General features: G+C 68.5%; 18 protein-coding genes. 10 read left to right on the top strand and 8 right to left on the bottom strand.

The features are described 5' to 3' along the window. Positions 1 to 91: 91 nt before the first annotated feature. From ABIC65_RS04200 to ABIC65_RS04175, 6 genes are all read right to left on the bottom strand, one after another. Positions 92 to 994 carry a hypothetical protein gene (locus ABIC65_RS04200; RefSeq protein ID WP_354306990.1) on the bottom strand — a complete coding sequence of 301 codons (903 nt, stop codon included), beginning with the start codon at positions 992 to 994 and terminating at the stop codon, positions 92 to 94. A 156-nt stretch (positions 995 to 1,150) separates the two neighbouring features. Continuing rightward, complete coding sequence (lexA, locus tag ABIC65_RS04195) at positions 1,151 to 1,828, bottom strand: transcriptional repressor LexA (RefSeq protein ID WP_354306988.1); 678 nt, start codon at positions 1,826 to 1,828, stop codon at positions 1,151 to 1,153. 58 nt (positions 1,829 to 1,886) lie between these two features. Then, complete coding sequence (locus tag ABIC65_RS04190; RefSeq protein ID WP_354306986.1) at positions 1,887 to 3,068, bottom strand: molybdopterin molybdotransferase MoeA; 1,182 nt, start codon at positions 3,066 to 3,068, stop codon at positions 1,887 to 1,889. 41 nt (positions 3,069 to 3,109) lie between these two features. Beyond that, complete coding sequence (locus ABIC65_RS04185) at positions 3,110 to 4,051, bottom strand: PilZ domain-containing protein (protein WP_354306984.1); 942 nt, start codon at positions 4,049 to 4,051, stop codon at positions 3,110 to 3,112. A gap of 91 nt (positions 4,052 to 4,142) precedes the next feature. Further along, positions 4,143 to 5,558 (bottom strand): succinylglutamate-semialdehyde dehydrogenase, encoded by a 1,416-nt coding sequence (gene astD, locus ABIC65_RS04180; protein ID WP_354306982.1) that lies wholly within the window; start codon positions 5,556 to 5,558, stop codon positions 4,143 to 4,145. A 60-nt stretch (positions 5,559 to 5,618) separates the two neighbouring features. Next, on the bottom strand, positions 5,619 to 6,968 hold the full coding sequence (locus tag ABIC65_RS04175) for a protein adenylyltransferase SelO family protein (protein ID WP_354306980.1): 1,350 nt from the start codon (positions 6,966 to 6,968) through the stop codon (positions 5,619 to 5,621). Positions 6,969 to 6,986: 18 nt separating this feature from the next. Between ABIC65_RS04175 and ABIC65_RS04170 the strand changes: the two genes are divergently transcribed. The 3 genes from ABIC65_RS04170 to ABIC65_RS04160 all read left to right on the top strand — a co-directional run bounded on the left by ABIC65_RS04170 (position 6,987) and on the right by ABIC65_RS04160 (position 10,665). Further along, on the top strand, positions 6,987 to 7,853 hold the full coding sequence (locus ABIC65_RS04170; protein ID WP_354306978.1) for an alpha/beta fold hydrolase: 867 nt from the start codon (positions 6,987 to 6,989) through the stop codon (positions 7,851 to 7,853). 186 nt (positions 7,854 to 8,039) lie between these two features. After that, a complete protein-coding gene (locus tag ABIC65_RS04165; protein ID WP_354306976.1) occupies positions 8,040 to 9,173 on the top strand; it encodes a glycosyltransferase in 1,134 nt (377 codons plus the stop codon). 88 nt (positions 9,174 to 9,261) lie between these two features. Continuing rightward, the gene (locus tag ABIC65_RS04160) at positions 9,262 to 10,665 is read left to right on the top strand and encodes an NAD(P)H-dependent flavin oxidoreductase (protein ID WP_354306974.1); all 1,404 of its coding nucleotides are present in this window, start codon (positions 9,262 to 9,264) and stop codon (positions 10,663 to 10,665) included. Between the two features lie 134 nt (positions 10,666 to 10,799). Here ABIC65_RS04160 and ABIC65_RS04155 read toward each other — a convergent pair whose 3' ends face one another. Next, the gene (locus tag ABIC65_RS04155) at positions 10,800 to 11,798 is read right to left on the bottom strand and encodes a 2-hydroxyacid dehydrogenase (protein WP_354306972.1); all 999 of its coding nucleotides are present in this window, start codon (positions 11,796 to 11,798) and stop codon (positions 10,800 to 10,802) included. A gap of 73 nt (positions 11,799 to 11,871) precedes the next feature. Here ABIC65_RS04155 and ABIC65_RS04150 point away from each other — a divergent pair, with 73 nt between their 5' ends. Then, entirely contained in the window at positions 11,872 to 12,354 is a 483-nt protein-coding gene (locus ABIC65_RS04150) for an SH3 domain-containing protein (RefSeq protein ID WP_354307777.1), read from the top strand. A gap of 125 nt (positions 12,355 to 12,479) precedes the next feature. Continuing rightward, positions 12,480 to 13,445: a bifunctional helix-turn-helix transcriptional regulator/GNAT family N-acetyltransferase gene (locus ABIC65_RS04145; protein WP_354306970.1), complete on the top strand. Its 966-nt coding sequence runs from the start codon at positions 12,480 to 12,482 to the stop codon at positions 13,443 to 13,445. On the opposite strand, the gene ABIC65_RS04140 is transcribed toward ABIC65_RS04145, so the two are convergent. After that, positions 13,442 to 14,629, bottom strand: coding sequence for an acetyl-CoA C-acyltransferase (locus tag ABIC65_RS04140; RefSeq protein WP_354306968.1), 1,188 nt, complete (start codon positions 14,627 to 14,629; stop codon positions 13,442 to 13,444). The genes ABIC65_RS04145 and ABIC65_RS04140 overlap by 4 nt on opposite strands. A 154-nt stretch (positions 14,630 to 14,783) precedes the next feature. On the opposite strand from ABIC65_RS04140, the gene ABIC65_RS04135 reads away from it, so the two are divergent. The 5 genes from ABIC65_RS04135 (at position 14,784) to ABIC65_RS04115 (ending at position 24,862) form a co-directional block, all read left to right on the top strand. After that, positions 14,784 to 15,587 (top strand): prepilin peptidase, encoded by an 804-nt coding sequence (locus ABIC65_RS04135; RefSeq protein ID WP_436286712.1) that lies wholly within the window; start codon positions 14,784 to 14,786, stop codon positions 15,585 to 15,587. 203 nt (positions 15,588 to 15,790) lie between these two features. Beyond that, positions 15,791 to 16,237, top strand: a complete 447-nt coding sequence (locus ABIC65_RS04130) for a MarR family winged helix-turn-helix transcriptional regulator (RefSeq protein WP_354306964.1) — start codon at positions 15,791 to 15,793, stop codon at positions 16,235 to 16,237. A 75-nt stretch (positions 16,238 to 16,312) separates the two neighbouring features. Continuing rightward, positions 16,313 to 18,352, top strand: coding sequence for a malate synthase G (locus ABIC65_RS04125; RefSeq protein ID WP_354306962.1), 2,040 nt, complete (start codon positions 16,313 to 16,315; stop codon positions 18,350 to 18,352). Between the two features lie 103 nt (positions 18,353 to 18,455). Continuing rightward, positions 18,456 to 20,645, top strand: coding sequence for a BamA/TamA family outer membrane protein (locus ABIC65_RS04120; RefSeq protein WP_354306960.1), 2,190 nt, complete (start codon positions 18,456 to 18,458; stop codon positions 20,643 to 20,645). After that, positions 20,645 to 24,862 (top strand): translocation/assembly module TamB domain-containing protein, encoded by a 4,218-nt coding sequence (locus ABIC65_RS04115; protein WP_354306958.1) that lies wholly within the window; start codon positions 20,645 to 20,647, stop codon positions 24,860 to 24,862. The genes ABIC65_RS04120 and ABIC65_RS04115 overlap by 1 nt, the downstream gene beginning before the upstream one ends. Positions 24,863 to 24,910: the final 48 nt, after the last annotated feature.

The raw sequence follows: 24,910 nt of genomic DNA, 5'->3' as shown, positions 1-24,910 counted from the left end.
GGCGCACGCGAGACGTATGCGGCAGGCGGAGAGCCACGCGATCGGCGGGCGGGCCGGTCGAAAACCGCAGTCGTCGCGCCCCTGCCGCACCTCACTTGTCGGCGGCGTCCACTTGTCTTGTTTCAGCGGCCAGGATCGATCGTACGATCCTCTTCTTGGTCGTGGACGCCTCCGCATTGGGCGCATCGGCGTAGAGGCCTTGGAGATAGCCACGGTCGAACGCCGTCATCGCGGCAGGCGCGGGCGATGCGGCGGAGTCGAATAGGGTGAGGATCGTCGCCTTGCCCTGCGCCCGTTGCGGACGGACTCCGGCCAGCGCGCGCATGGCGAGATAGTCCCCCAGTTGGTCGGTCGTCTTGCCCAGGGCGGCTGACCGTTCGACCACCACCACGGCGCCTAGCACGTCCCGACGGATCGGCGTTGCGAGAATCGACGCGATCGGAACGATCAGCGAGCGACGGAAGCTTATGGGGTCGCCGTCGCTGCTGCGGGTTTCGCTGTTGCTCCACGCCCGTACCGGCCCCCGCTCTTCCAGCAGCGCCGCGATCTCGCGCGGCGTCCGATCCCCGAACAGCCCGGGCGACGATCGCCGCAGCCGCGCGATTTCGGCATCGGCACCATCGACGAACAGGATGAAGATGTTCGGCGCGCACCGTGCGCCCGCGAGGGGAATGCCGGCCGCCACCGCGTTGCGTGCCAGCCGCTGCCCAATTTGCTCGAGCGTCCGCCGGTCGAGCCCGGCGCTGCCGACGCACAGCGGGGCACGAAATCGTGCCAGCGGCTCGCCCCACGGACTCGTCGGGGTTACCGCATCGGTGAGCAATCGAACCTCCGCGCGGTGCGGCGCCGACTTGCCGGTGACGACGATCGGATCGCCGGATTCCTGCGGCGCGCGCGGCACGGGCGTGGTCGCGGGCAGCAATGAGGCTTGCTGCGCCGCTACCGGAGCAGGGATCATCAATCCCAGAATACCCGCTAGCAGAGCTGCACGCATCGTCTCTCCCAACCGTTCGCCTCGCCTGAGCTATGGATCATAGCATAGGAGAATTGCCGGAAGAAGTTGCTGCAGCCAAGGGCGCGTACCCTTCGAAATGACCCGCCTGATGCGGAGGAAGGCGACGCCGCCCGGTGCCCGGCTCGACGAGGACGGTCAGTAGCGGCGCAGCAATCCCGCCAACCGGCCCTGCACGCGCACTTGGTCCGGACGGTAGCGTTGCGGCGTATAGTCGCGGTTTGCCGGGTCGAGCCGAACCATCGCCCCTTCCTTGCGGAAATACTTCAGCGTCGCCTCGGCATCGTCGATCAGCGCGACGACGATCTCGCCGTCCCGCGCCGTCTCGGTGCGGCGGATCAGCGCATAGTCGCCGTCGAGGATGCCGGCTTCGACCATCGAATCACCCGCGACTTCGAGCGCATAATGCTCGCCCGCCCCGAGCAGTGCGGCGGGCACCGGCAGCATCGTCGAGCCCTCGAGCGCCTCGATCGGCGTACCGGCGGCGATGCGGCCGTGCAGCGGGATCTCCACCACGTCGTTGGCCGGGGTGGGCAGCGAGGCAGGGGCGGCGGCGGTGCTCGCCGGCTTGAGCGTCTTGGCCGCAGGCTTGCGCTCGCCGCGTTCGGGCATGCGCAGCACCTCCAGCGCGCGGGCGCGGTTGGGCAGGCGGCGGATGAACTCGCGTTCCTCCAGCGCGCTGATCAGGCGGTGCACGCCCGATTTCGACTTGAGATCGAGCGCCTCCTTCATTTCCTCGAACGAGGGCGATACGCCCGTCTCGGCAAGACGGTCGGAAATGAAGCAGATCAGCTCGTGCTGCTTGCGCGTGAGCATCCAATCCTCCGGGGTCCAGAACAGACTGGGAACGTTTATGCAATGTTCCGAGGCGCTGTCAAGCGATGTCGAGGATTTCCACCGAGTCGGAGATATTTGCGGCTGGCGCATGCGGCTGGCGCACGATCAGGCAGGTGCTACGGGCGAGCGTGCGGAGCATCGAGCTGTCCTGGATCGCCGAGGCATGGACGCGCCCCTCGATCAGCGCGGCGCGCAGGTAATCGGTGCGCGGGCCATTGGCCGGCAGCGGCTCGCCGAGGATCGCCGTGCGGCCCCGCGGGAACGGATCGGCGGCACCGGAACGGTGCGCGATCAAGGGCTTGGCGAAGAGCAGGGCGGTGACGAACACCGACACCGGATTGCCCGGCAGGCCCAGCACGACCATGTCGCCGCGCGTGCCCGCCATCATCGGCTTGCCCGGACGGAGGGCTATCCGCCAGAAGTCGATCGTCGCGCCGGCGGCTTCCAGCGCCGGCCGCACGAGGTCGTGGTCGCCCACCGAGGCGCCGCCGCTGGTGATCAGCAGGTCCGCCTCGACGGTGGCGAAGGCATGGGTGAGGGCGGCCAGATCGTCGGGCAGGATGCCGAGATCGACGATCTCGACCGGCAGATCGGCGAGCTGCGCGGCGAGCATGGTGCGGTTCGATTCGGGCAGCTGGGCGGGCCCGATCGGCGTGCCCGGCGGCACGAGCTCGTCCCCGGTCGCGGCGATCGCGACGCGGACCTTGCGGCGGACGGGCAGTGCCGCATGGCCGCCGATCGCCGCCAGCGCGATGCGGGCAGGGGTGAGCCGCTCGCCTGCCGCGATCAGCGCGTCGCCCTCGGCAAAGTCGAGGCCGCGGCGGCGTGTGTTGCGGCCGAGCGTGGGCGGGCCTTCGCCCGCGAGGCGCAGCTGGTCGCCATCACGCGCGGCTTCTTCCTGGACCAGCACGGTGTCCGCGCCCGCGGGCATCGGCGCGCCGGTGAAGATCCGCACCGCTTCCCCCGGCGCGACCGTGCCCACGAAGCCAGACCCTGCGGCGCTTTCGCCGATCACGGCCCAAGGTCCGGGCAGGTCGGCGAAGCGGATCGCATAGCCGTCCATTGCCGAGAGATCGGTTTCCGGCTGGGTGCGCAGGGCAGCCACTGGCTCGGCGGCCCAGCGGCCGACGGCGTTCGCCAGCGGGACCATCTCGACGGGCGTGGGGCCGGCGAGCGCGAGCAGCCGCGCCTGGGCCTCGGCAATGGGAAGAAGTGCCATGGCGTCCGATTGGGCGCGGCGGCGCGTCGATGCAAGCGGCTTCAGCCGGCGCGGCGGCTCGCGGTGAGCAGGCGCAGGTCGCTGTCGCGCAGCGGCATGCGGAATTCGGCGAGCGTCCGGCCGGACCGCGCCTGCAATACCCGCGCCGGGCCGCCGCCGATCTCGGGCAGCGCCACCCACAGCGCCGTACCCGGCGCGAAGGCCTGGCGCGCCTCGAACTCGACCTGCTGGGCGGTGAGCGCATGGATCCGGCAATTCCACCAACCCACGCCCTCGCGCACCCGCCCGGGCAGGTCGAGGCGGAACGCCAGCTTGTCCTGCAGCAACCCGTCGGCATCGGTCCCGCCGGCCTGAGGCGCGGGGGCCTGCTGGATGCCGCGGAGCCAGGGGAAGAGCGTCTGCCAGCCCAGCTCCTCGGCGAAGACGATGCCGGCGGTCTCGCCCGCGATCCAGCGCACCGTCCCTTCGAGCGGACGCAGCCCGTCGAAGGTCAGCTGCACCGCCTCATCGACGGCGAGCCCCCGCGCCTCGATGCCGACGCCGCCTTGCGAGATGTCGCGGGTGCGAAGCTGCTCGACCTCGCCGCCGCGATGCACGCCGACGGTGTGGCGCAGCTCGATACGCGGCAGGCGGCGGCGCTCGGCGGTGGCGCGAGCGAGGTTGCGCGCGACCATCCCCAGCACGTCCACCGGCGCGTCGAAGGCGAGCCCCGCCTCGTTGCCGTCCGACCAGAGGGTGCGGCCGATCAGCGGTTCAGCGCTGCCAAGATGCAGCCGGATCGGCATCGCCTCGGCCAGCGCGCGCTCGACGCGCAGCCGCGCGCCCGCCCGGCCGATCCAGTGGATGCCGCAGTCGAGCAGTTCGCCGCCCCAGGCGAGTTGGCCTGCATCGAGCCCGTCCGCCGCCGCGGCGCTGGGCGCGCGCGGTGCGGGCAGGTCGTGCGTCAGGCTGAAGATCGTCGCGGACGTGCGCCCCGAATCCATGTGTTTGTCCCGTCCGAAGGCGGGCATCATGGGGGCGTGGGCCTGAAACCGCGGTTAAGCGGCAGGGTTGCGAAAAGCCTAACGCGGGACGTCAGGCGTCGCGCAGCCCCACGCCCATCGCCGCGCGCGCCTGCTCGGATTCCGAGGAGACCACCGGATAGGCGCAATAGTCCGCGGCATAATAGGCGCTGGGCCGATGGTTGCCCGACCAGCCCACGCCGCCGAACGGCGCGGCCGAGGAGGCGCCGTTGGTCGGCTTGTTCCAGTTGACGATGCCGGCGCGGATATTCGCCCAGAACTGGTCGTAGAGCCGCGGATCCTGGCTCACCAGGCTGGCGGACAGGCCGTAGCGGGTGTCGTTCGCCTCGGCGATCGCCTCCTCGAAGCTCGTCTTGCGGAACACCTGGAGGATCGGGCCGAACAGCTCGACGTCCACCTTCTCCCGCGCCTCGGTCATGTCGACCACGCCGGGGGTGAGGAAGGGGCGGTTCTCGATCGGCCGCTCCATGTGCCGCAGCGGGCGGCCGCCCATGGTGGAGAGCGTGAGAAAGCTCTCGGTGAGCATGTCGGCGGTATTGTTGTCGATCACCGGCCCCATGAAGGGCTGGGGATCGGCATGCGGCTCGCCGATGATCAGCCGGCCGATCAGCTTGTTGAGCTCGGCCATCAGCGGCTCGAACAATTTCTCGTCGACGATCAGCCGGCGCGCGGCGGTGCAGCGCTGGCCGGCAGTGGTGAAGGCGGACTGCACCACCAGCACCGCGGCCGAATAGAGGTCCGGCGTGTTCCACACGAGGATCGGGTTGTTGCCGCCCATCTCCAGCGCGAGGATCTTTTCCGGCCGCGCGGCGAACTGGCGGTTGAGCGCGATGCCGGTGTTGGCCGAGCCGGTGAAGAGGAGGCCGTCGATATCGGGGTGGCTGGCCAGCGCCTTGCCCTGGTCGGGCCCGCCGATCAGCAGGCGGATACAGCCTTCGGGGATGCCCGCGGCATGGAAGCAGTCGACGAGGAAGGCGCCGCTGGCGGGCGTCTTTTCCGACGGCTTGAACACCACCGCATTTCCCGCGAGCAGCGCGGGCACGATATGGCCGTTGGGCAGGTGCGCGGGGAAGTTGTAGGGGCCGAGCACCGCCAGCACGCCATGCGGCTTGTGCCGCAGCGCGAGCCGCGTGTTCATCGGCGCTTCGATGCGCCGCTGGCCGGTCCGCTCCGAATAGCTGGTGACCGAGATATCGACCTTGGCGATCACCGTCTCCACTTCGGTGCGCGCTTCCCAAAGCGGCTTGCCGGTCTCGCGGGCGAGCAGGTCGGTAAAGGCATCGGCCTTTTGCCGCACGACATTGGCGAAGCGCCGCAGCGCCTCGATCCGCACAGCGAGCGGGCGCGCCGCCCAGGCTGCCCAGCTGGCGCGGGCGATGGCAACTTCGGTGTCCGCATCCCCGATCGGGTGGCGCCAGAGCACGGCGCCGGTTGCGGGTTCGGTCGAAAGGAGTTCCTGGTCCGGCATGGGCCTTCTTGTTTCTGGTTCGTTGCCCCTGTTACGATCGCTTTGCCCGATTTCTCGGCGCTAGGCCAGAGCCTCGCCCATCACCCGGATGGACTTCACCTTTGCATGAAGCGGCGCCCAATCGTCTTGCTCGGCGATGGCGGACCAGAGCGATTCGACCTCGTCGATCAGCATCGCGCAGGGCTCGCCGCGCCAATAGGCGTGGTCGCGGGCTTTTCGCGGGCGATAGCCGGCAAGGCGGCTGCGGACCTCGGCGAACTCCGCGCCATAGCGTTCGGGCAGGGTGCCGCCGAACGCGTCGAAATAGAAAAGGTGGAGCAGCGTACCCATCTGGTTGAGTGCCACTTCCACGGCTTCGGTGAGCGCGCGGTCGCTCGCGTCGTCGCGCGGCTGGACGCCGAGGCGCCAGAGCACCGCCCTGGCCTCTTCGCGATGATAGGCGGGGGCGAAACCCTCCAGCGCAGCGATCAGCGGCGCTTCCTCCGCAATCAGCCGCAGCGAAATGGCGAGCTGCATCACGTCCCAGTAGATCGCCTCGGGTTGGCGGCCGAAGGCATAGAGGCCGTTCTGGTCGAAATAGGCCGCCGTGAAGTTCGCCGCCCAGCTGGGGGCGAACCGCCAGGGCCCATAGTCGAAGCTCTCGCCGGTGACGTTGATATTGTCGCTGTTGAGCACGCCGTGGACGAAGCCGGCGGCCATGAACTGCCCCGCCAGTCGCGCGGTGCGGGCGACGACATGGGCGAGCAGCCGCTCCGGCGCATCCGGCCCGTCTTCCTCGCCGAAATAGTGGCGCAGCACATAGGCGGTGAGCTTCCGCAGCCCTTCCACGTCCTGGAAATAGGCGAGGCGCTGGAACACGCCGATGCGGATATGGCCATGGTTGAGCCGTACCAGCACCGAGGAGCGGGTGGGGGAGGGCTCATCGCCACGGTTCAGCGATTCGCCGGTCTCGACCAGCGAGAAAGTGCGGCTGGTCTCGACGCCCAGCGCCTCCAGCATCTCAGTAGCGAGGATTTCGCGGACGCCGCCCTTGAGCGTCAGGCGACCGTCGCCGAAGCGGCTGTACGGTGTCTGGCCCGATCCCTTGGTGCCGAGGTCCATCAGCCGCCCCATGTCGTCGGTCATCTGCGCGAACAGGAAGCCGCGGCCGTCACCGATCTCGGGATTGTACACGCGGAACTGGTGGCCGTGATAGCGCAGTGCCAGCGGCTGGGGGAGGCTGCCCTTGAGCGGCTCGAAGCGGGCGAAATGGGCCAACCATTCTTCGTCGCTCAGCCCCTCCAGCCCCACCGTCGCGGCGGCGCGATCGTTGCGGAAGCGGAGGATCGTCTGGGGGAAGCGCGCGGGCGCCACCGGATCGTAGAAGCCATCCCCGAGTTCGAGGATCGCCTGTTGCGGAGCGAAGGCCATGCGGCGATATGGGGCGCGATGGGTGATCGGCGCAACTACTCCGATGGCGTTTGGTGGTCGAAAGACGGCCTGCGACTGCATTATCGCGACTATCCGGGGCGCGACGACCGTCCGCCGCTGCTCTGCTTTCCCGGCCTTACCCGCAACGCACGCGACTTCGCCGACCTCGCCGAGCGCTTCTCGGGCGAGTGGCGGGTGCTGTGCGTCGAGTTCCGGGGGCGCGGCGAGAGCGCCTATGCCAAGGACCCGATGAGCTATGTGCCGCTCGTCTATCTGCAGGATGTCGAGGCGCTGCTCGCCGAGCTGAAGATCGAGAAGTTCGTCGCGGTTGGCACCTCGCTGGGCGGCATCGTGACGATGCTGCTCGCCGCGACCGACGGCGGCAAGCTGGCGGGCGCGGTGCTCAACGATGTCGGGCCGGAGCTGAACCCGGCCGGGCTGGCGCGGATCCGCACCTATGTCGGCAAGCAGGTCTGGTACCCGACCTGGATGCACGCGGCGCGCGGCGTCGCCGAGGCGAATGCGGACGTGTACCCGGACTATGCGATCGAGGACTGGCTCGCGATGGCCAAGCGGCTCCACCGGGTGAACAGCCAGGGCCGCATCGTACTCGACTATGACATGAAGATCGCCGAGCCGTTTCGCGTGCCGGGCAACGAGGCGGGTCCCGACATGTGGCCGACGATCGACGCGCTCGCCGGCCGACCGCTGCTGGTCGTCCGCGGCGAGCGCTCGGACATCCTGCGCGCCGACACGGCCGAGAAGATGGTCGGGCGGGTGCCCGGCGCCGAACTGGTGACGGTGTCGCGGGTTGGCCATGCGCCGACCCTCGACGAGCCGGAGGCGGTGGCGGGGATCGAGCGGCTGCTGGCGAAGATAGGCTAAGATCCTCCCCGGTACGGGGAGGGGGACCGCCGCCGAAGGCGGTGGTGGAGGGGGCTCACCACGAGGGGTGCCCCTTGCCGCACTCCCCCTCCACCAAGCCGCTGCGCGTCTTGGTCCCCCTCCCCGGGCCGGGGAGGATCTTTCCCCGATGACGCCGCCGCAATCGCCCGCTACACCCCGGCCCCCATGTCGATCCACATCCTCCATCTTCATTCCACCTTCGCGCTCGGCGGCAAGGAAGCGCGGGCGGTGCAGCTGATGAACGCGTTCGGGGACCGCGCGCGGCACACCATCGTCTCGGCGATGCCCGACCAGCTCGGCGCCCGCGAGGCGATCGACAAGCATATCAAGTACGAGATCGCGCTAGACCCGCCGCCGCTCACCGGCAGGCCCTCGGTCAAGCGGTACGAGCAGATCGCGCGCTTCATGCGGCGCTTCGACCTGGTGCTCACCTATAATTGGGGGGCGATCGACGGGGTGATGGCGGCGCGCGTGTTCGGCAAGGGCCTGCCGCCGATCATCCACCACGAGGACGGGTTCAACGCCGACGAGGCGGAGAAGCTGAGCACCGTCCGCAACATGTATCGCCGGATGGCGCTGCCCGCTGCCAATGCGCTGGTGGTTCCCTCCGAGAAGCTCGAGCAGGTCGCCACCAAGTTCTGGAAGCAGCCGGCCGAGCGGCTGGTCCGCATCGCCAATGGCGTACCGACCGCGCGCTACACCGGCCAGCTCGACCCGACGCTGCTGCCGATGCTGGACAAGCGTCGCAAGGGCGAGGTGTTCATCGGCTGTCTCGCCGGGCTGCGGCCGGTCAAGGACCTGCCGATGCTGGTCCGCGCCGCGGCGGGCATGTCGTCGCGGTTCAAGCTGGTGATCCTGGGCGAGGGGCCGGAGCGCCAGGCGATCCTCGACCAGGCCGAGGCGATGGCGATCGAAGACCAGGTCTTCCTGCCGGGCTTCATCGCCAATCCGCATCGCTATCTGGGGTTGTTCGACATCTTCGCCCTGTCGTCGAAGAGCGAGCAGGCACCGGTTTCGGTGCTGGAGGCGATGGCGGCGGGGCTGCCGATCGTCGCTCCGCAGGTAGGGGATATTGCGGCAATGGTGTCCGAACCCAATCACACGTATCTTTCGGCCGATCGCACCGAAGTGTCGCTGCGGGATCGGCTCGACATCCTGGCGCAGCATCCGGACGAACGGAAGCGGCTGGGCGAGGCGAACCGGCTGCGGGTTGCCGCGTTGTATGACGAGGCCGAGATGGTTGCGGCCTATGCGCGGCTCTATTCCCAGGCGATGGGGCGGCCGGGCGCGCTGGGCTGAGACCGGGCAGACCGGGCCGCGTTGATTTGTTACTCGCTTGTCGCAGCCAATCCGGCTAGCGTCTCGCGGCAATTTTTGTGGAGGCAATGTGTTCAAGGGTCTTTCGCCCATCAGCTACAACGGCCGTGAAGTTTGGCCGCTGGTAGAGGGCGGGAAGGGCGTCGCAGCGACCAACCATGCGAGTGCGGGGGCCTGGGCGGCCGCCGGCGGCATCGGCACGGTCAGCGCGGTCAACGCCGACAGCTATGATGCGGATGGCAAGATCATCCCGCAGATCTACCGTGCCCTCACGCGCCGCGAGCGCCATGAAGAGTTGATCCAATACGCCATCGAAGGCGCCGTCGAGCAGGTGAAGCGCGCCTTCGAGATCGCCGGCGGCAAGGGCGCGATCAACATCAACGTGCTCTGGGAAATGGGCGGCGCGCAGCGCGTCCTCCAGGGCGTGCTGGAACGCACCAAGGGCATGGTGGCGGGCGTCACCTGCGGCGCGGGCATGCCCTACAAGCTGAGCGAGATCGCGGCGCACCATGAGGTGAGCTACCTGCCGATCGTCAGCTCCGGCCGCGCCTTCCGCGCGCTGTGGAAGCGGGCCTATTCGAAGGCGCAGGAGTGGCTGGCGGCGGTGGTCTATGAGGATCCCTGGCTCGCCGGCGGGCATAACGGCCTGTCCAACGCCGAGGACCCGCGCGCCCCACAGGATCCCTATCCGCGCGTCAAGGCGCTGCGCGAGGTGATGCGAGAAGGCGGCCTGCCGGACAGCGTGCCGATCGTGATGGCCGGCGGCGTCTGGTATCTACGCGACTGGAACGACTGGATCGACAATCCCGAGCTGGGCGCGATCGCCTTCCAGTTCGGCACCCGTCCGCTGCTCACCAAGGAAAGCCCAATCCCCGATGGCTGGAAGGCCAAGCTGATGGAGATCGAGGAAGGCGACGTGCTGCTGCACCGCTTCTCGCCCACCGGCTTCTATTCCAGCGCGGTGCGCAATCCGTTCCTGCGCCATCTGGAAGCGCGCTCGGAGCGCCAGATTCCGTACTCGACCGAGGCGGCGGGGGATCACACCTTCCAGCTCGACGTGGGCGTGAAGGGCAAGAATTTCTGGGTGACCCGCAACGACCTGCTGCGCGCACGCGAATGGCATGGCCTGGGCTTCACCAGCGCGCTCAAGACGCCGGACAACACGCTGGTGTTCGTGACGCCCGAGGACCAGCAGGTGATCCGCAAGGACCAGGCCGACTGCATGGGCTGCCTCAGCCAGTGCCAGTTCTCGTCCTGGGCGGATACCGAGACCAACTCGACCGGACGCCTGGCCGATCCGCGCAGCTTCTGCATCCAGAAGACGCTGCAGGACATCGCCCATGGCGGCGATACCGACCAGAACCTGATGTTCGCGGGCCACGCCGCGTACAACTTCAAGCGCGATCCCTTCTATTCGAACGGGTTCGTGCCGACGGTGAAGCAACTGGTCGACCGGATTTTGACCGGGGATTGAGGAACACACTTCTAGCCCCTCCTCCTTGGAGGAGGGGTTGGGGGTGGAGGGATTCCAGAACGCCTGTCGGTCTCTACGAGACCCTGCCCCACCCCAACCCCTCCCCTAAAGGGGAGGGGCTTAGAAATAATGGATCACAACCACCCCTCGAACACCTGGTCCGGCGGGCGGTGCCCGTCCGACCAGCTGCGGATATTGGCGATGACCTTCATCCCCATCGCCTCGCGCGCCTCGAAGGTCGCCGAGCCGAGGTGCGGCAGCAGCACGACGTTCTCCAGCGCCATCAGCCGCGGATCGACCCTGGGTTCGTCGACATAGACGTCGAGCCCCGCCCCGGCGATGCGGCGCTCCTGCAGCGCCGTCACCAGCGCCTCCGGATCGACGATCTCGCCCCGCGCGGTGTTGACCAGCCAGGCGTCGGGCCCGAGCAGGTCGAGCCGCCGGGCATCGATCAGCCCGTTGGTGGCGGCGGTGTGCGGCGTGTGGATCGTCAGGATGTCGATCGCGTCGAGCATCGCGTCGAGATCCTCGTGATAAGTGGCGCCCAGCTGGTGCTCGAGCACCTCGTGGACGCGGTGCCGCCCATGATAATGGATCTGCAACCCGAAGGCGCGGGCACGCTGCGCCACCGCCTGGCCGATCCGGCCCATGCCGAGAATGCCGAGCTTGCGCCCGCCGATCCGATGGCCGCGCATGCTGGTCGGGCTCCAGCCGCGCCAGGCGCCTGAGCGGACCAGCTTGTCGCCCTCCACCAGCCGGCGCGGCACGGCGAGGATCAGTGCCATCGCCATGTCGGCGGTGTCGTCGGTCAGCACGCCGGGGGTGTTGGTGACGATGATCCCGCGCGCCCGCGCTGCCTTCAGATCGATATGGCCGACGCCCGCGCCGTAATTGGCGATCAGCCGCAGCCGCTCGGGCGCGGCGGCCAGCAGGTCGGCGGTAATACGATCGGTGACGGTCGGTACCAGCACGTCCGCATCGGCGATCGCAACGGCAAGCGCGGCGGCGTCCATCGGCGTGTCGTCGGGATTGGCGACCGAATCGAACAGCGCCGCCATCCGCGCCTCGCTGGCTTGCGGCAGCGCGCGGGTGAGGATCACCCGGGGGCGGGACGGTCGCTTGGGATCGGCCATGGCAAAGGATTGGCCGGTGGCGCGGGTACAGTCAACGGTTGAAGCGCAGGGCCGGCTGGTCGATAGACGGCGCATGCAGCAGCGGCGTTTCTCGATCGGTATCGCAGCCCTGGCGCTCGTCGCCCTGGCCACCCCCGCGCATGCGGAGCGCAAGCCGCCTTATTACGCCTCGCTCAAGGCGAGCAAGGCGCGGATGCGCACCGGGCCGGGGCGCAACTATCCCACCAACTGGTTCTACCAGCGGCGCGGTCTGCCGGTGAAGGTGCTCGCCAGCTACGGCGCCTGGGTGAAGGTGCGCGATCCCGATGGGGCGGAGGGTTGGATGCAGGCGAACCTGCTCGACGACAAGCGCACCGCGATCGTCGCCGGCGGGGTGGCGGAGCTGCACAGCAGCCCCTCGGGCGATTCGCACATCAGCTGGCGCGCGGCGCCGGGCGTGGTCGGCAAGATCAGCGGATGCAGCGGCGGCTGGTGCTGGTTCGATGCCGGTGGCCGTGCAGGCTATGTCGAACAGGCGCGGATCTGGGGGACCGAGCCGGGCGAGACGGTGCGGTAGGACCGAATTCTAACTGAATCTCCCCGGCCAACCCCAATGCGAGTTCATACGCGACCGCATGGCGCAACTTGAGGGCATCGGTAACGCATCGTATAGCCGGATATATACACGGTTATGGGGTGGCCATGAGTGACGTTCTCCGCGATCTAGGTCCCGTCTTTCTGGGCAGCCGCCTGAAGCGCTTGGGCGAGCGGATGCAGGCTGGCGCAGCGCAGCTGCTCGCGCATGCTGGGCTTGAGGTGCAGCCTGCACAGATGCCGGTGCTGATTGCGCTCAACGAGCGAACCCTGACGATCACTCAGCTGGCGCAGGCGGTCGGCACGAGCCAGCCCGGCGTCACACGGGTTGTGGCGCAGCTTTCCGGCATGGGCCTGGTGCGGGTGAAGCCGGGCGCGGATCAGCGTCATCGCGCGATATCGCTGACACCAGCCGGAACCGCCGCGATCGCACGCGCGAAGATGTACGTCTTGCCGCAGATGGGTGAGGCAGTCGACCGCCTGCTCGCAGGGCGCAGCGATGTGTTGCTGGCGATGCTGACCGAGATCGAAGATACGCTCGCGGAGACGCCGCTGGATCAACTGGCAGCGCGTACCGATCCCGAAATCCTTTTCGTACGCGACTTCTCTGACGAGCTTGCTCGTGATTTCCACGACATAAACGCCGAGTGGATCAGCGCCATGTTCCGTCTGGAAGCAACCGACAGACATGTCCTGGACAACCCGCGCGCCAGCATCCTTAATGGGGGAGGGGCGATCCTGTTCGTCGAGGCCAAGGGCATTGGGATTATCGGAACGTGCGCGCTGCAGAAGACGAGCGCGACCGGCTTCGAACTAACCAAGATGGGTGTCCGCTCGTCGGCACGGGGGCTCAAGGCAGGGGAGTTCCTGCTTAATGCGGCCATTGAGCGTGCAGCAGCGCTCGGCGCCGATCCGCTGTATCTGCTGACGAACAGCCAATGTGTGGCGGCGATCCACCTCTACGAGAAGCTGGGCTTCTCGCATGATGCCGAAATCATGGCGACCTATGGCGCACGGTATGCGCGATGCGACGTCGCCATGCGCTATCGAGGATCAGCCAAGGCCGCGACCTAGTCCATCAGCTCCACGGCTACCGCGGTCGCCTCGCCGCCGCCGATGCACAGCGAGGCCAAGCCGCGCTTCTGGCCCTTGGTCTCGAGAGCGGAGAGCAGTGTCGCCAGCACCCGCACGCCGCTCGCGCCGATCGGGTGGCCGAGCGCGCAGGCGCCGCCATGCACGTTCACCGCGTCATGGCTTAAGCCCAGTTCCTGCATCGCGATCATCGTCACGCAGGCGAACGCCTCGTTGACCTCGAACAGGTCGACATCGCCGGTTTCCCAGCCCGCCTTCTCCAGCGCCTTGCGCATCGCGAACACCGGCGCGGTGGTGAAGCGTGCCGGTGCATGGGCATGGGCGGCGTGGGAGACGATCCGCGCGATCGGCGTAAGCCCCAGCTTCTCCGCCACCGAGGCGCGGGCCAGCACCAGCGCCGCCGCGCCGTCCGAGATCGACGAGGCATTGGCCGGGGTGATCGTGCCGTCCTTGGCGAAGGCGGGCTTGAGCGTCGGGATTTTGGCAGGATCGGCCTTGGTCGGCTGCTCGTCGAGCGCCACCGTCACCACGCCCTTGCGGCCCTGCAGCTCGACGGGGACGATCTCGCGATCGAAGGCGCCGCCGGTCTGCGCGGCCTTGGCGCGCTCGAGGCTGGCGATGGCGAAGGCATCCTGCGCCTCGCGGGTGAACTGATATTCCTTGGCGGTCTCCTCGGCGAAGCTGCCCATCAGCCGGCCCGGCTCATAAGCGTCCTCCAGCCCGTCGAGGAACATATGGTCCTTGAGCACGTCATGCCCGATCCGCGCGCCGCTGCGGTGGCGCATCGAGAGGTACGGCGCGTTGGTCATGCTCTCCATGCCGCCGGCGATCAGCAGGTCGACCGATCCGGCGGCGAGCGCCTCGGCTGCCATGATCGTCGCCTGCATGCCCGATCCGCACATTTTGTTGATCGTCGTCGCCTCGATGTGCTGCGGCAGCCCGGCCTTGAGCGCGGCCTGGCGGGCAGGGGCCTGGCCGAGCCCGGCGGGGAGCACGCAGCCCATATAGATGCGCTCGATCGCCTCGCCCTTCAGCCCGGCGCGCTCGACTGCGGCGCCCACCGCGGTAGCCCCGAGATCCGTCGCGGAGGCGTCCGCCAGGCTGCCCTGGAAGCTCCCCATCGGGGTACGGGCATAGGACAGGATGACGATGGGGTCGGCGGACATGCAGGTTCCTCTCATGATGTTTGGCGCCGATCTAGGGTGTTGGCGGCGGGTTTGCAAAAGCCGGGGTGTTCCCGCAGGAAGGCGCCGTGCATACCGCTTGCCGCCCCCTTCAGATGGGACGCCCCGATCGGCGCGCGCCCTTCGCGTGACACCGCTGGAACTCTGGGGGGGGCCGATTCTGCTCGGCGTGCTGGGCGCGGTGTTCGGCAGCTTCATCGCCACGATCGCGATCCGCTGGCCCGAGGGACGGGGCGTCGCCCGTGGGCGCTCGGCGTGCGATTCCTGCGGCACGACATTGGGTGCTGCCGAGCTCGTGCCGGTGCTCAGCTATCTCGTGCAGCGGGGGCGGTGCCGCCATTGCGCGGCACGCATCGCGCCTAGCCACTGGCTGACCGAGGTCGTGGGGCTGGCGATCGGCGGGATCGCCGGGCTCGCCGCGCCGGGCCTCGACGGGGCCGCGGGCGCGGTGTTCGGGTGGTTGCTGCTAGCGCTGGCAGCACTGGATCTTGCGGCCTTCTGGTTGCCGAACAGGCTCAATGCGGCGCTCGCCGTCGTCGGGCTTGGCGTCGGAGCGGCCGGCATAGGCGCGCCGCTGCTCGATCGCGTGATCGGCGGGGTTGCCGGCTTCGCGGTGCTGTGGCTGGTGGCGCGGGGCTACAAGGTGTTGCGCGGCCGGCAGGGGCTGGGCGGGGGAGACCCCAAGCTGTTCGGAGCGATCGGCTGCTGGCTCGGATGGGAAAATCTGCCGATGGTGCTGCTGGCCGCGAGCCTGATCGGCCTGATGGCGGTGCTGGCGATGCTGGTGGCGGGGCGGCGCGTGCGCGCCAGCGACCGTCTGCCCTTCGGCGTGATGCTGGCGCTGGGGGCTTGGGCGGTGTGGCTCGTCCCGCAGCTTGTGCCGCCTCCGACGGCGGCAGGGGAGGGGGTGGCGTGGCAGCTGGCACCGATCGAGCATTGATCGGCGTGTCGACGCGGGCAAAAAAAAGGCCGCCCCGAAGGGCGGCCTTTGAAAGTCTTAGGAGAGGATGCCTGAAAGGCCCGATCTTTCTGCACCGCAGGGGTATCTGCTGCAAGTGCGAACTGTTACCGGTATCATTGCAAAAATTGCAACCTGCCAGCGTTGTCACATGCGTAAAGGTTAACCAGATCTTAGGGGGCTAGATGACTGCATTGAAATTAAACGACTTTCTTCCTTATCGAATGTCGATTGCCTCCAATGCCGTGTCGGACGCGGTGGCCACCGCGTATCGGAACCTTTTCGGTTTGCGCATTCCAGAGTGGCGCCTCGTCGCCGTTTTGGCTGAGGGCGGGGCGATGAGCCAGCAGGCGCTGTGCGGCCGGACGCGCATGGACAAGGTGACGGTGAGTCGCGCGGCGATCGGCCTGGTCGAGCGCGGGCTGATCGCACGTGCGGCAAATCCGATCGACCAGCGCTCGCACCTCGTCGCGCTCACGCCCGAGGGTTGGCAGCTGTACGAGCAGGTCGCGCCCAAGGCACTGGAGCTCGAGCGGCGGCTGTTCGCCAGCTTCTCCGAAGAGGAGAAGGTGCAGCTGGCGGCGATGCTCGCGCGGATCGAAGCGGCGGCTACGGCATTCGACGGGGGTTGATCGCGCCGCGTCGCCTCGCGTAAGCAAAGCGGGCCCTCCCCAGGCGTGTAGCGAAGAACCGCAAGGAGGACTCCGTTGACTGACTATGCCGATCGCGCCGGACTGCAGGTTGCCACGCCCTTGGTGCGCTTCGTCGAGGAGGCGGTGCTGCCACCGCTCGGCATCGATGCGGACGCCTTCTGGGCCGGTGCCGCTGCGATCTTCGCTGAGCATGCCCCGGTAAATCGCGCGCTGCTGGCCACACGCGATGCGCTCCAGGCGGCGATCGATGCGCGGCTGGCGAGCGGCGCGGCGGCGGACGAGCCCTTTCTGCGACAGATCGGCTATCTGGTGCCCGAACCGGCGCCGTTCGCCATCGCGACCGACCATGTTGATGCGGAGATCGCGACGCTGGCCGGGCCGCAGCTGGTGGTCCCGGCGCTCAATGCCCGCTTCGTGCTCAACGCCGCCAATGCGCGCTGGGGCAGCCTGTACGATGCGCTGTACGGCACCGATGCGGTCCCGGGCGCGACGAGCCCCGGCGGCTATGATGCGGCGCGCGGTGCGCAGGTGATCGCCTGGGCGCGGGCGTTCCTCGACCAGGTGCTGCCGTCCGCCGTCGAGATCGGCAGCACGGCGGAGGGCGCGCGGCAGACCATCTATTATCGCGGCGCGAACGGCCTGCACTTCGCGATCGTGCGCGACCCCGGCCATCCGATCGGCCGCGACGATCCCGAGCATGTGGCGGATGTCCTGCTCGAATCGGCGCTGACCGCGATCGTCGACCTCGAGGACTCGGTCGCTGCGGTCGACGCCGAGGACAAGGTGCTGGGCTATGCCAACTGGCTGGGGCTGATGCGCGGCGAACTGGCGGAGATGTTCGAGAAGAACGGCCGCAACCTCACCCGCACGTTGTCGCCCGATCGCGTGCTGGGCGACGGTACCACGTTGCCCGGGCGGGCGGTGCTGCTCGTCCGCAATGTCGGGCATCTGATGACCACGCCCGCGGTGCTGCTGCCCGACGGCAGCGAGGCGCCGGAGGGCATTCTCGACGCGATCGTCACCGGCGCGATCGGGCTGCACGACGTGCGGGGTCTGGGGCGCTATCGCAACAGCCGCGCAGGCTCGATCTATGTCGTGAAGCCGAAGATGCACGGCCCGGAGGAATGCGCCTTCGCCGATCGGCTCTACGGCGCGATCGAGGGACTGCTGGGTCTTGGACCGAACACGATCAAGATCGGTCTGATGGACGAGGAGCGGCGGACCTCCGCGAACCTCGCCGCGTGCATCCATGCGCTGAGGCACCGGCTGTTCTTCATCAACACCGGCTTTCTCGATCGCACCGGCGACGAGATTCACACCAGCATGCGCGCGGGCGCGATGGTGCCCAAAGGCGAGATGAAGGCCGCGCGCTGGATCGCCGCCTATGAGGCGCGCAACGTCCGCATCGGGCTCGACTGCGGGCTGGCCGGGCGCGCACAGATCGGCAAGGGCATGTGGGCGGCCCCTGATCGCATGGCCGACATGCTCGCGCAGAAGATCGCGCATCCGAAGAGCGGCGCCACCACCGCCTGGGTACCGAGCCCCACCGCCGCGACGCTCCACGCGACGCACTACCATCAGGTCGATGTCGCCGCCTGCCAGCGGGCGCTGCCGGCCGCGGTGCCGCCGCTCACCGACCTTCTGACCGTGCCGCTTGCGGAGGGGCGCAACTGGAGCGCCAAGGAAATCGAGCGCGAGCTGGACAACAACGCCCAGGGCATCCTCGGCTATGTCGTCCGCTGGATCGACCAGGGCGTCGGTTGCTCCAAGGTACCCGACATCCACGATGTCGGGCTGATGGAGGACCGCGCGACGCTGCGCATCTCCTCGCAGCATATCGCCAACTGGCTACTCCACGGGGTCGCCACGCCCGAGCAGGTCGACGCGGCGCTGCGTCGCATGGCGGCGAAGGTCGATGCGCAGAATGCCGGCGATCCGCTGTACCGGCCAATGGCCGGGCGGGAGCGGCAGAGCCTGGCCTTCCAGGCGGCACGCGCGCTGATCTTCGAGGGCGTCGATCAGCCGAACGGCTATACCGAGCCCTTGCTGCACCGCTATCGAGCGCGCGCCAAGGCGCTTGAACCTTGCGTTTGATCGCAACCATTGCTTGGAACGCAGCAAGCGGGGAGCCAAATCGGCATCGGACCGTTACGGAGACGGGAGGGCCGGACGCAATCGCGGCTCCCGAAGGAGGCGCGTGGGTAAAGGGGTTCGGGTGGTTTGGGTCGCGGCGCTGGCCGGGGCGGGGTTCGTGCCAGCAGTTGCGCATGCCCAGCTGAACGATCCCAAGCCGGGGCAGGGCGCCCCGCAATCCGCGCCGCAAGCGCCCAAGGATGCTAGCCCCAGCGATCCGCAGCAGGCCGCGCCGATCGTCACCGACAAGGCGTTCGAAGATGCGCTGCCCAAGCTGAGCGACGACATCAACGCGCCGCTGGAGCCGATCGGCGGTTTCCAGAAGCCCGCCAAAGCCACGCCGAACGCCGGGGCCTCGACCACGCCTGCCACTTCGCCGCAGCAGCCGCCCGTGGCCGGCGACGCGCAGGGCTTTGCGCCGGCGGGACCCGAAGCGCCCGAAATGGCCGCACCGTTGCCGCCGCTCGCCGAATTCAAGGTGGAGCCGGTCGCCGACACCGCCGACGAAGGCGATAAGGCGCCCGCGATCCGCTACACCACCGAGGTCGACGGGCTCGCCGAACTGCGGCTCGACGACGAGTTCCGCAGCCTGTCCGCGCTCCAGCACGGCAAGGGCAAGGCGGCCAATGCGGCGATGGTCACCGCCCGCGCCCGCGAGGACGAGAAGCTGGCGCTCCGGCTGATGAAGTCGCTCGGCTATTATGACGGCACCGCGACCTCCTCGATCGCGCAGAATCCGCCCAATTCGGGCAACCTGCGCGCGACGATCATCGCCTCGCCGGGCAAGCTGTACCGTCTGGGTTCGGTGCGGATCGAAAGCGACCCCACGAACCCGCCGGGGCTGCTCGATCGCGAGCTGAACCTCAACCCGGGCGATCCCATCCAGGCCGATCGCGTGCTCGGCGCCGAGGCCAATGTGTCGCTGCGGATGCCGCAACAGGGCTATCCGTTCATCGAGCTCGGCCAGCGCGACATCGTGCTCGACGATGCCACCCACACCGGCGACTATACGCTCCCGGTAACGCTCGGCCCGCGCGCCAGCTTCGGCGCGATCCAGACGACCGGGCGCCGGCAGGTGTTCACGCCCGAGCATATCGACATCTTCCGCCGCTACCGCGAGGGCCAGATCTATGACAGCCGCAAGGTCGACGATCTGCGCCAGGCGCTGATCGCGACGGGGCTGTTCTCCACCGTCTCGGTCGAGCCGCAGCGCACCGGCAAGCCGGGTCCGGACGGCACCGAGCAGGTCGACCTGCTGGTCCGCCAGGTCGCGGGCAAGGCGCGCACGCTGGCCGGAGAACTCGGCTACAGCACCGGCCAGGGCGTCAAACTGCAGGCGAGCTGGGCGCACCGCAACCTGTTCCCGCCCGAAGGCGCGCTGACCGTCAGCGGCATCCTCGGCACGCAGGAGCAGGCGCTGACCACGACCTTCCGCCGCTCCAATGCCGGCAAGCGCGACCGCACCTTCCTGGTCACCGCGTCGCTCAACCACCAGGATTATGACGCGTTCGAAGCGTTCACCAGCACGCTGTCGGCCCGAATCTCGCGCGATTCCACGCCGATCTGGCAGAAGCGCTGGACCTATTATTACGGTGCCGAGCTGGTCGGCTCGAACGAGGACCGGTACAATTACAATCTCGGCAAGCGCGATCGCGGCACTTGGCTGATCGCCGCGATCCCGACCTTCCTCGGCTATGACACCTCGGACGACCTGCTCAACCCGACGCGCGGCTACCGCATCAAGGGCAATCTGAGCGCCGAAACCTCGGTACGCGGCTCGGTGCGGCCCTATGCACGGGCGATGCTCGAGGTGGACGGCTATTATCCGATCACCAGCAGCATCGTGCTGGCCGGACGAGCGCGGGTGGGTTCGATCAGCGGTATCTCACGCGATGATCTTCCGCCCTCGCGGCGGTACTATGGCGGCGGCGGCGGATCGGTCCGCGGCTTCGGCTATCAGGAACTCGGCCCCCGCTCGCCCGACGACAAGCCGGTCGGCGGTCGCTCGTTCAACGAGTTCGGGATCGAGGCGCGCTATCGCTTCGGCAATTACGGCATCGTGCCGTTCCTCGATGCCGGGCAGGTCTACGAAGGCACCGCGCCCACGGGGAGCAACCTGCGCTTCGGCGCGGGCATCGGCGGCCGGCTCTACACCAATTTCGGCCCGCTGCGCATCGACGTGGCGACGCCTATCGCGCGCAAGAAGAACGAATCCAAGATCGCGCTCTACATCTCGATCGGACAGGCATTCTGATGGTGGACGAAGTGCCTGAAACCGAGACCGTGACGGTCGTGCGTGCCGGCAAGCCGCTTTGGGTGAAGATCGCCCAGTGGGTGGCGCTGGGGCTGGTCTCGCTCGCCGCGCTGGCGGGGTTGGCGGTGCTGGGGCTCGATACCCAGCCCGGGCGGCGGCTGATCGCGGATCAGCTTGCCCGGCTCAAGCTGGAGTCCGGGCTCGGGTTCCGCATCGGCCGGATCGACGGATCGATCTATGGCGGCATGGTGCTGCGCGACGTGCGGGTGAGCGACACCAAGGGCGTGTTCGCCACCGCGCAGGAGATCAGGCTCGACTGGCGGCCGCTGTCCTATCTCAAGAACCGGATCGATATTCGCAACCTAGAGAGCCCTGAAATCCGGCTCGCGCGCCTGCCGGAACTCAAACCCTCGGGCGACCCCAACGCGCCGCTGCTGCCTGACCTCAACATCGACATTGCGCGGCTGAACGTCGCACGGATCGACATCGCCCCGGCGGTGGATGGCCAGCGCCACATCGCGCAGTTGCGTGGATCGGCACATCTGTCGGACGGTCGCGCGCAGCTCGTCGCCGATGCGGGCACGATCGCGGCACGGGGCGTCGCCGGCGGCGACCGGGTGACCCTCAAGCTCGACGCGGTCCCTGCCGCCAATCGGCTCGACATCGACCTGCGGCTGAACGCCCCCAAGGGCGGGCTCGTCGCTGGCCTCGCCAAGCTGCAGGCGCCGCTGGTGGCGACGGTGCAGGGCAAGGGCGACTGGAAGCACTGGGCGGGTAAGGGCGTCGCGACGCTGGGCGGGGGCAGCCTCGCCGACCTCGACGTGACCGCAGATAACGGCCGCTTCCAGGTCCGCGGCATGACGCATCCCGGCCTGTACCTGCAGGGTCCGGTCGAGCGACTCACCGCGCCCGGGCTGCGGCTCGACACCGATTTTCGCTGGGCGGACCGCACGGCCGACGGCGTGATCAAGCTCAAATCCGATGCGCTTTCGGCGCAGGCCGAGGGCTTGGTCGATCTCGGCAACAACATGTTCCATGGCGTGCATGTCGATGCGCTGCTGCTCAAGCCGGGCACGATCGCGCCCAAGCTCGTCGGCCGCTCGGTGCGTGCCTCGCTGGCGCTCGAAGGCGCCTTCGCGACCCCGATGGTCGACTACAAGCTGTCCGCTGGCGCGATCGGCTTCGGCGAGACGGTGGTCGAGCAGCTTTATGCTGAAGGCCGCGCCCGCGTGGATTCCGATCGTATCCTGGTGCCGGTGCGCGCCAGGGCGGCGCGCGTCTCCGGTCTCAATGCCGCCGCAGGCGGGCTCCTCACCAACGTGACGGTGAACGGCGACATCGCCATCTCGGGCGGCCGCATCCTTTCGGACAATCTCCGGCTGAAATCCGACAAGATCGACGCCACCGCGATCGTCGCCGCCGACATGGCCACGGGCCGCTACACTGGCGCGCTGAAGGGCCGGATCAACGACTATACCATCGCCGGGGTCGGCGTCATCGACCTCAACACCGATGCCCAGCTGTACACCGCCCCCGGCGGCGGCTGGGGCATCCGCGGCAAAGTCGCTGGACGTAGCCGCAAGCTGTTCAACGAGGGCGTTCGCAACTTCCTCGGCGGCAACACCGTCGCGTCGGCGCGGTTGAACCTCGATCCCAAGGGCGTGATCGGCATCGCCGATGTACGGCTGAAGGCGCCGCAGTTCCGCGTGTTGCGCGGGCAGGGGACCTATGATCCCGCCGGCGCGATCCGGCTCACGGCGGACGCCGTGTCCGATCAGTACGGCCCGCTCAGCGCCCGTGTGACCGGCACGCTCAACGCGCCGCAACTGCTGCTCCGCGCCGAGAAGCCTGGGCTGGGCGTGGGACTTGCAAAGGTCGAGGCCAAGGTGGTCGGCCGGGGGGACGCCTATGCGGTCATCGCCACCGGCGAGAGCAATTACGGGCCTTTCAACGCCGATGTGCTGGTCCGCACCGGCAAGGCGCTCGCGATCCAAGTCAACGCCGCGCGCTTCGCCGGCATGCATATCGCCGGCCAGCTTCAGCAGACGTCGGCCGGGCCGTTCGCCGGCCAGCTTACCTTCCGTGGATCGGGCGTCGACGGCCTCGCCACGCTGGGCGCCGAGGGCAAATATCAGCGCGCCGACGTGCGGGCGACGGCGGCAAATGCCGCCATCCCCGGCGTCGCCGAACTGACGATCGGCCGTGCCATCGCCAATGCGAGCATCGTGCTGGCAGATCAGCCGCAGGTCGTCGCCGACGTGCAGATCGCCAACCTCAAGCGCGGCGAGTTCCTGCTGCGCACCGCGCGCGCCAAGATCGACTATCGCGGCGGCAACGGCACCGTGCAGGCGGTGGCGAGCGGTTCCTCGGGCGTGGCGTTCGACGTCGCGCTCAATGGCCGGATGACGCCGAGCCTGTGGACCGCCGCGCTCCAGGGCCAGGCGAGCGGCGTCAAGTTCCGCACGCCGCAGGCCGCGCGCATCGCGATCGAGAATGGCTCTTATCGCCTGCTGCCGACCCAGATCGACTTCGACCAGGGCAGCATCCGCCTCGCCGGACGCTATGGCGACGGCACGGTGCTGCAGGCGCGACTCGACAAGCTCGACCTGGCGATCATCAACGCCTTCGTGCCCGATCTCGGCATCGGCGGCACCGCGACCGGCAGCCTGGATTTCGCCCAGACCTCGGCCGACGCGTTCCCGAGCGCGGACATGCGCTTGGAGATCGACGATCTCACCCGCTCCAGCCTCGCCCGCGTCTCGGCGCCGGTGCATATCAGCATGGTCGGCAAGCTGCTGCCCGACGGCGGCGACCTCCGCGCGCTGATCCGCAGGGGCACGGCCACCATCGGTCGCGTCGTCACCACGCTGCGGCCGCTCGGGCCTGGTGCGGGCAGCTGGACCGAGCGACTGATGGCGGCGCCGCTTTCCGGCGGCATCCGCTACAATGGTCCGGCGGCGCTGCCCTTCGCCTTTGCGGGGCTGCCCAACCAGCAGCTGACCGGTGCCATCGGCATGGCGGCGGACTTCACCGGCCGCGTCGATCGTCCGTTGCTCAACGGCATCGTCCGCGCCGACAATCTGACCTATGACAATGAGGGCACCGGCACCCGGCTGACCAACCTCAAGATCGACGGCCAGTTCTCCAACGACGCCTTCGTGCTGAACCAGGTTACCGCGCGTGCCGGAGACGGCAGCGTCAGCGCGAGCGGACGGGTCGGCCTGTCCTCGGCGGACGGCTTCCCGATGGCGATCAACGTCAAGCTGGACAATGCCCGGCTCGCGCGCAGCGAGGCGCTGGGGGCAACAGCCAGCGGCACGCTCACCATCACCAAGAGCGCCGAGGTCCAGAAGATCGAAGGCCAGATCAACATCCCCGAGGCGAACTACCAGATCATCCGCCAGGGCGCGGCCGAAATCCCGGAACTCAGCGGCGTGCGGCGCAAGGGCGATATCGATCCCAACCAGCAGGCGCAGGCGAAGAAGCCCGCGCGCGCCTTCGGCAATTTCGACCTCGCGATCCGCGTTCGCGCCGACAATCGCCTGATGGTGAGCGGCATGGGCCTCGAGTCCGAATGGCAGGCGAACATCACGATCGGCGGCACGACCCTTAACCCGCAGATCCGCGGCACGATGGAGGTGGTGCGCGGCACCTACAGCTTCGCCAGCCGCCGCTTCGAGCTGACCAAGGGCATCATCAGCTTCCAGGGTGCGGAGCTGACCAACCCGACGATCGACATCTCGGCGAACACCACGGCGGAAGGCGTGACGGCGATCCTCAACATCACCGGCACCGCGCAGAAACCGCAGATCGCATTTACCTCCAACCCGGCGCTGCCGCAGGACGAGGTGTTGTCGCGGCTGTTCTTCGGCACCAACGTGACCAACCTGTCCGCCACCGAGGCAATCCAGCTGGCCGCGGCGCTCAACTCGCTGCGGGCGACCGGCGGCGGGCTCAATCCGCTCGGCCAGTTGAAGTCCGCGACGGGCATCGACCGGCTTCGCGTGCTGGGCGCCGACGACACCACCGGGCGCGGCACCTCGCTCGCGGCGGGCAAGTACATCACGAACAACATCTATATCGAGATCATCACCGATGCCCGCGGCTTCACCGCGACGCAGCTGGAGGTGTCGCTGTCGCGGGCGCTCAGCGTGCTCTCGCAGACGAGTTCGTTCGGCGGATCGGGTGCGACGCTGCGCTACTCGCGGGATTATTGAGGTGGCGCGGGCCCGATAGTCGTGCAACCATGCCTCCCGGAGAGGCAG

Source organism: Sphingomonas trueperi (assembly GCF_040545665.1).
GTDB lineage: Bacteria > Pseudomonadota > Alphaproteobacteria > Sphingomonadales > Sphingomonadaceae > Sphingomonas > Sphingomonas trueperi_B.
Note: the sequence above shows the minus strand (reverse complement) of the source record. Positions and strands in the feature narration are given on the sequence as shown.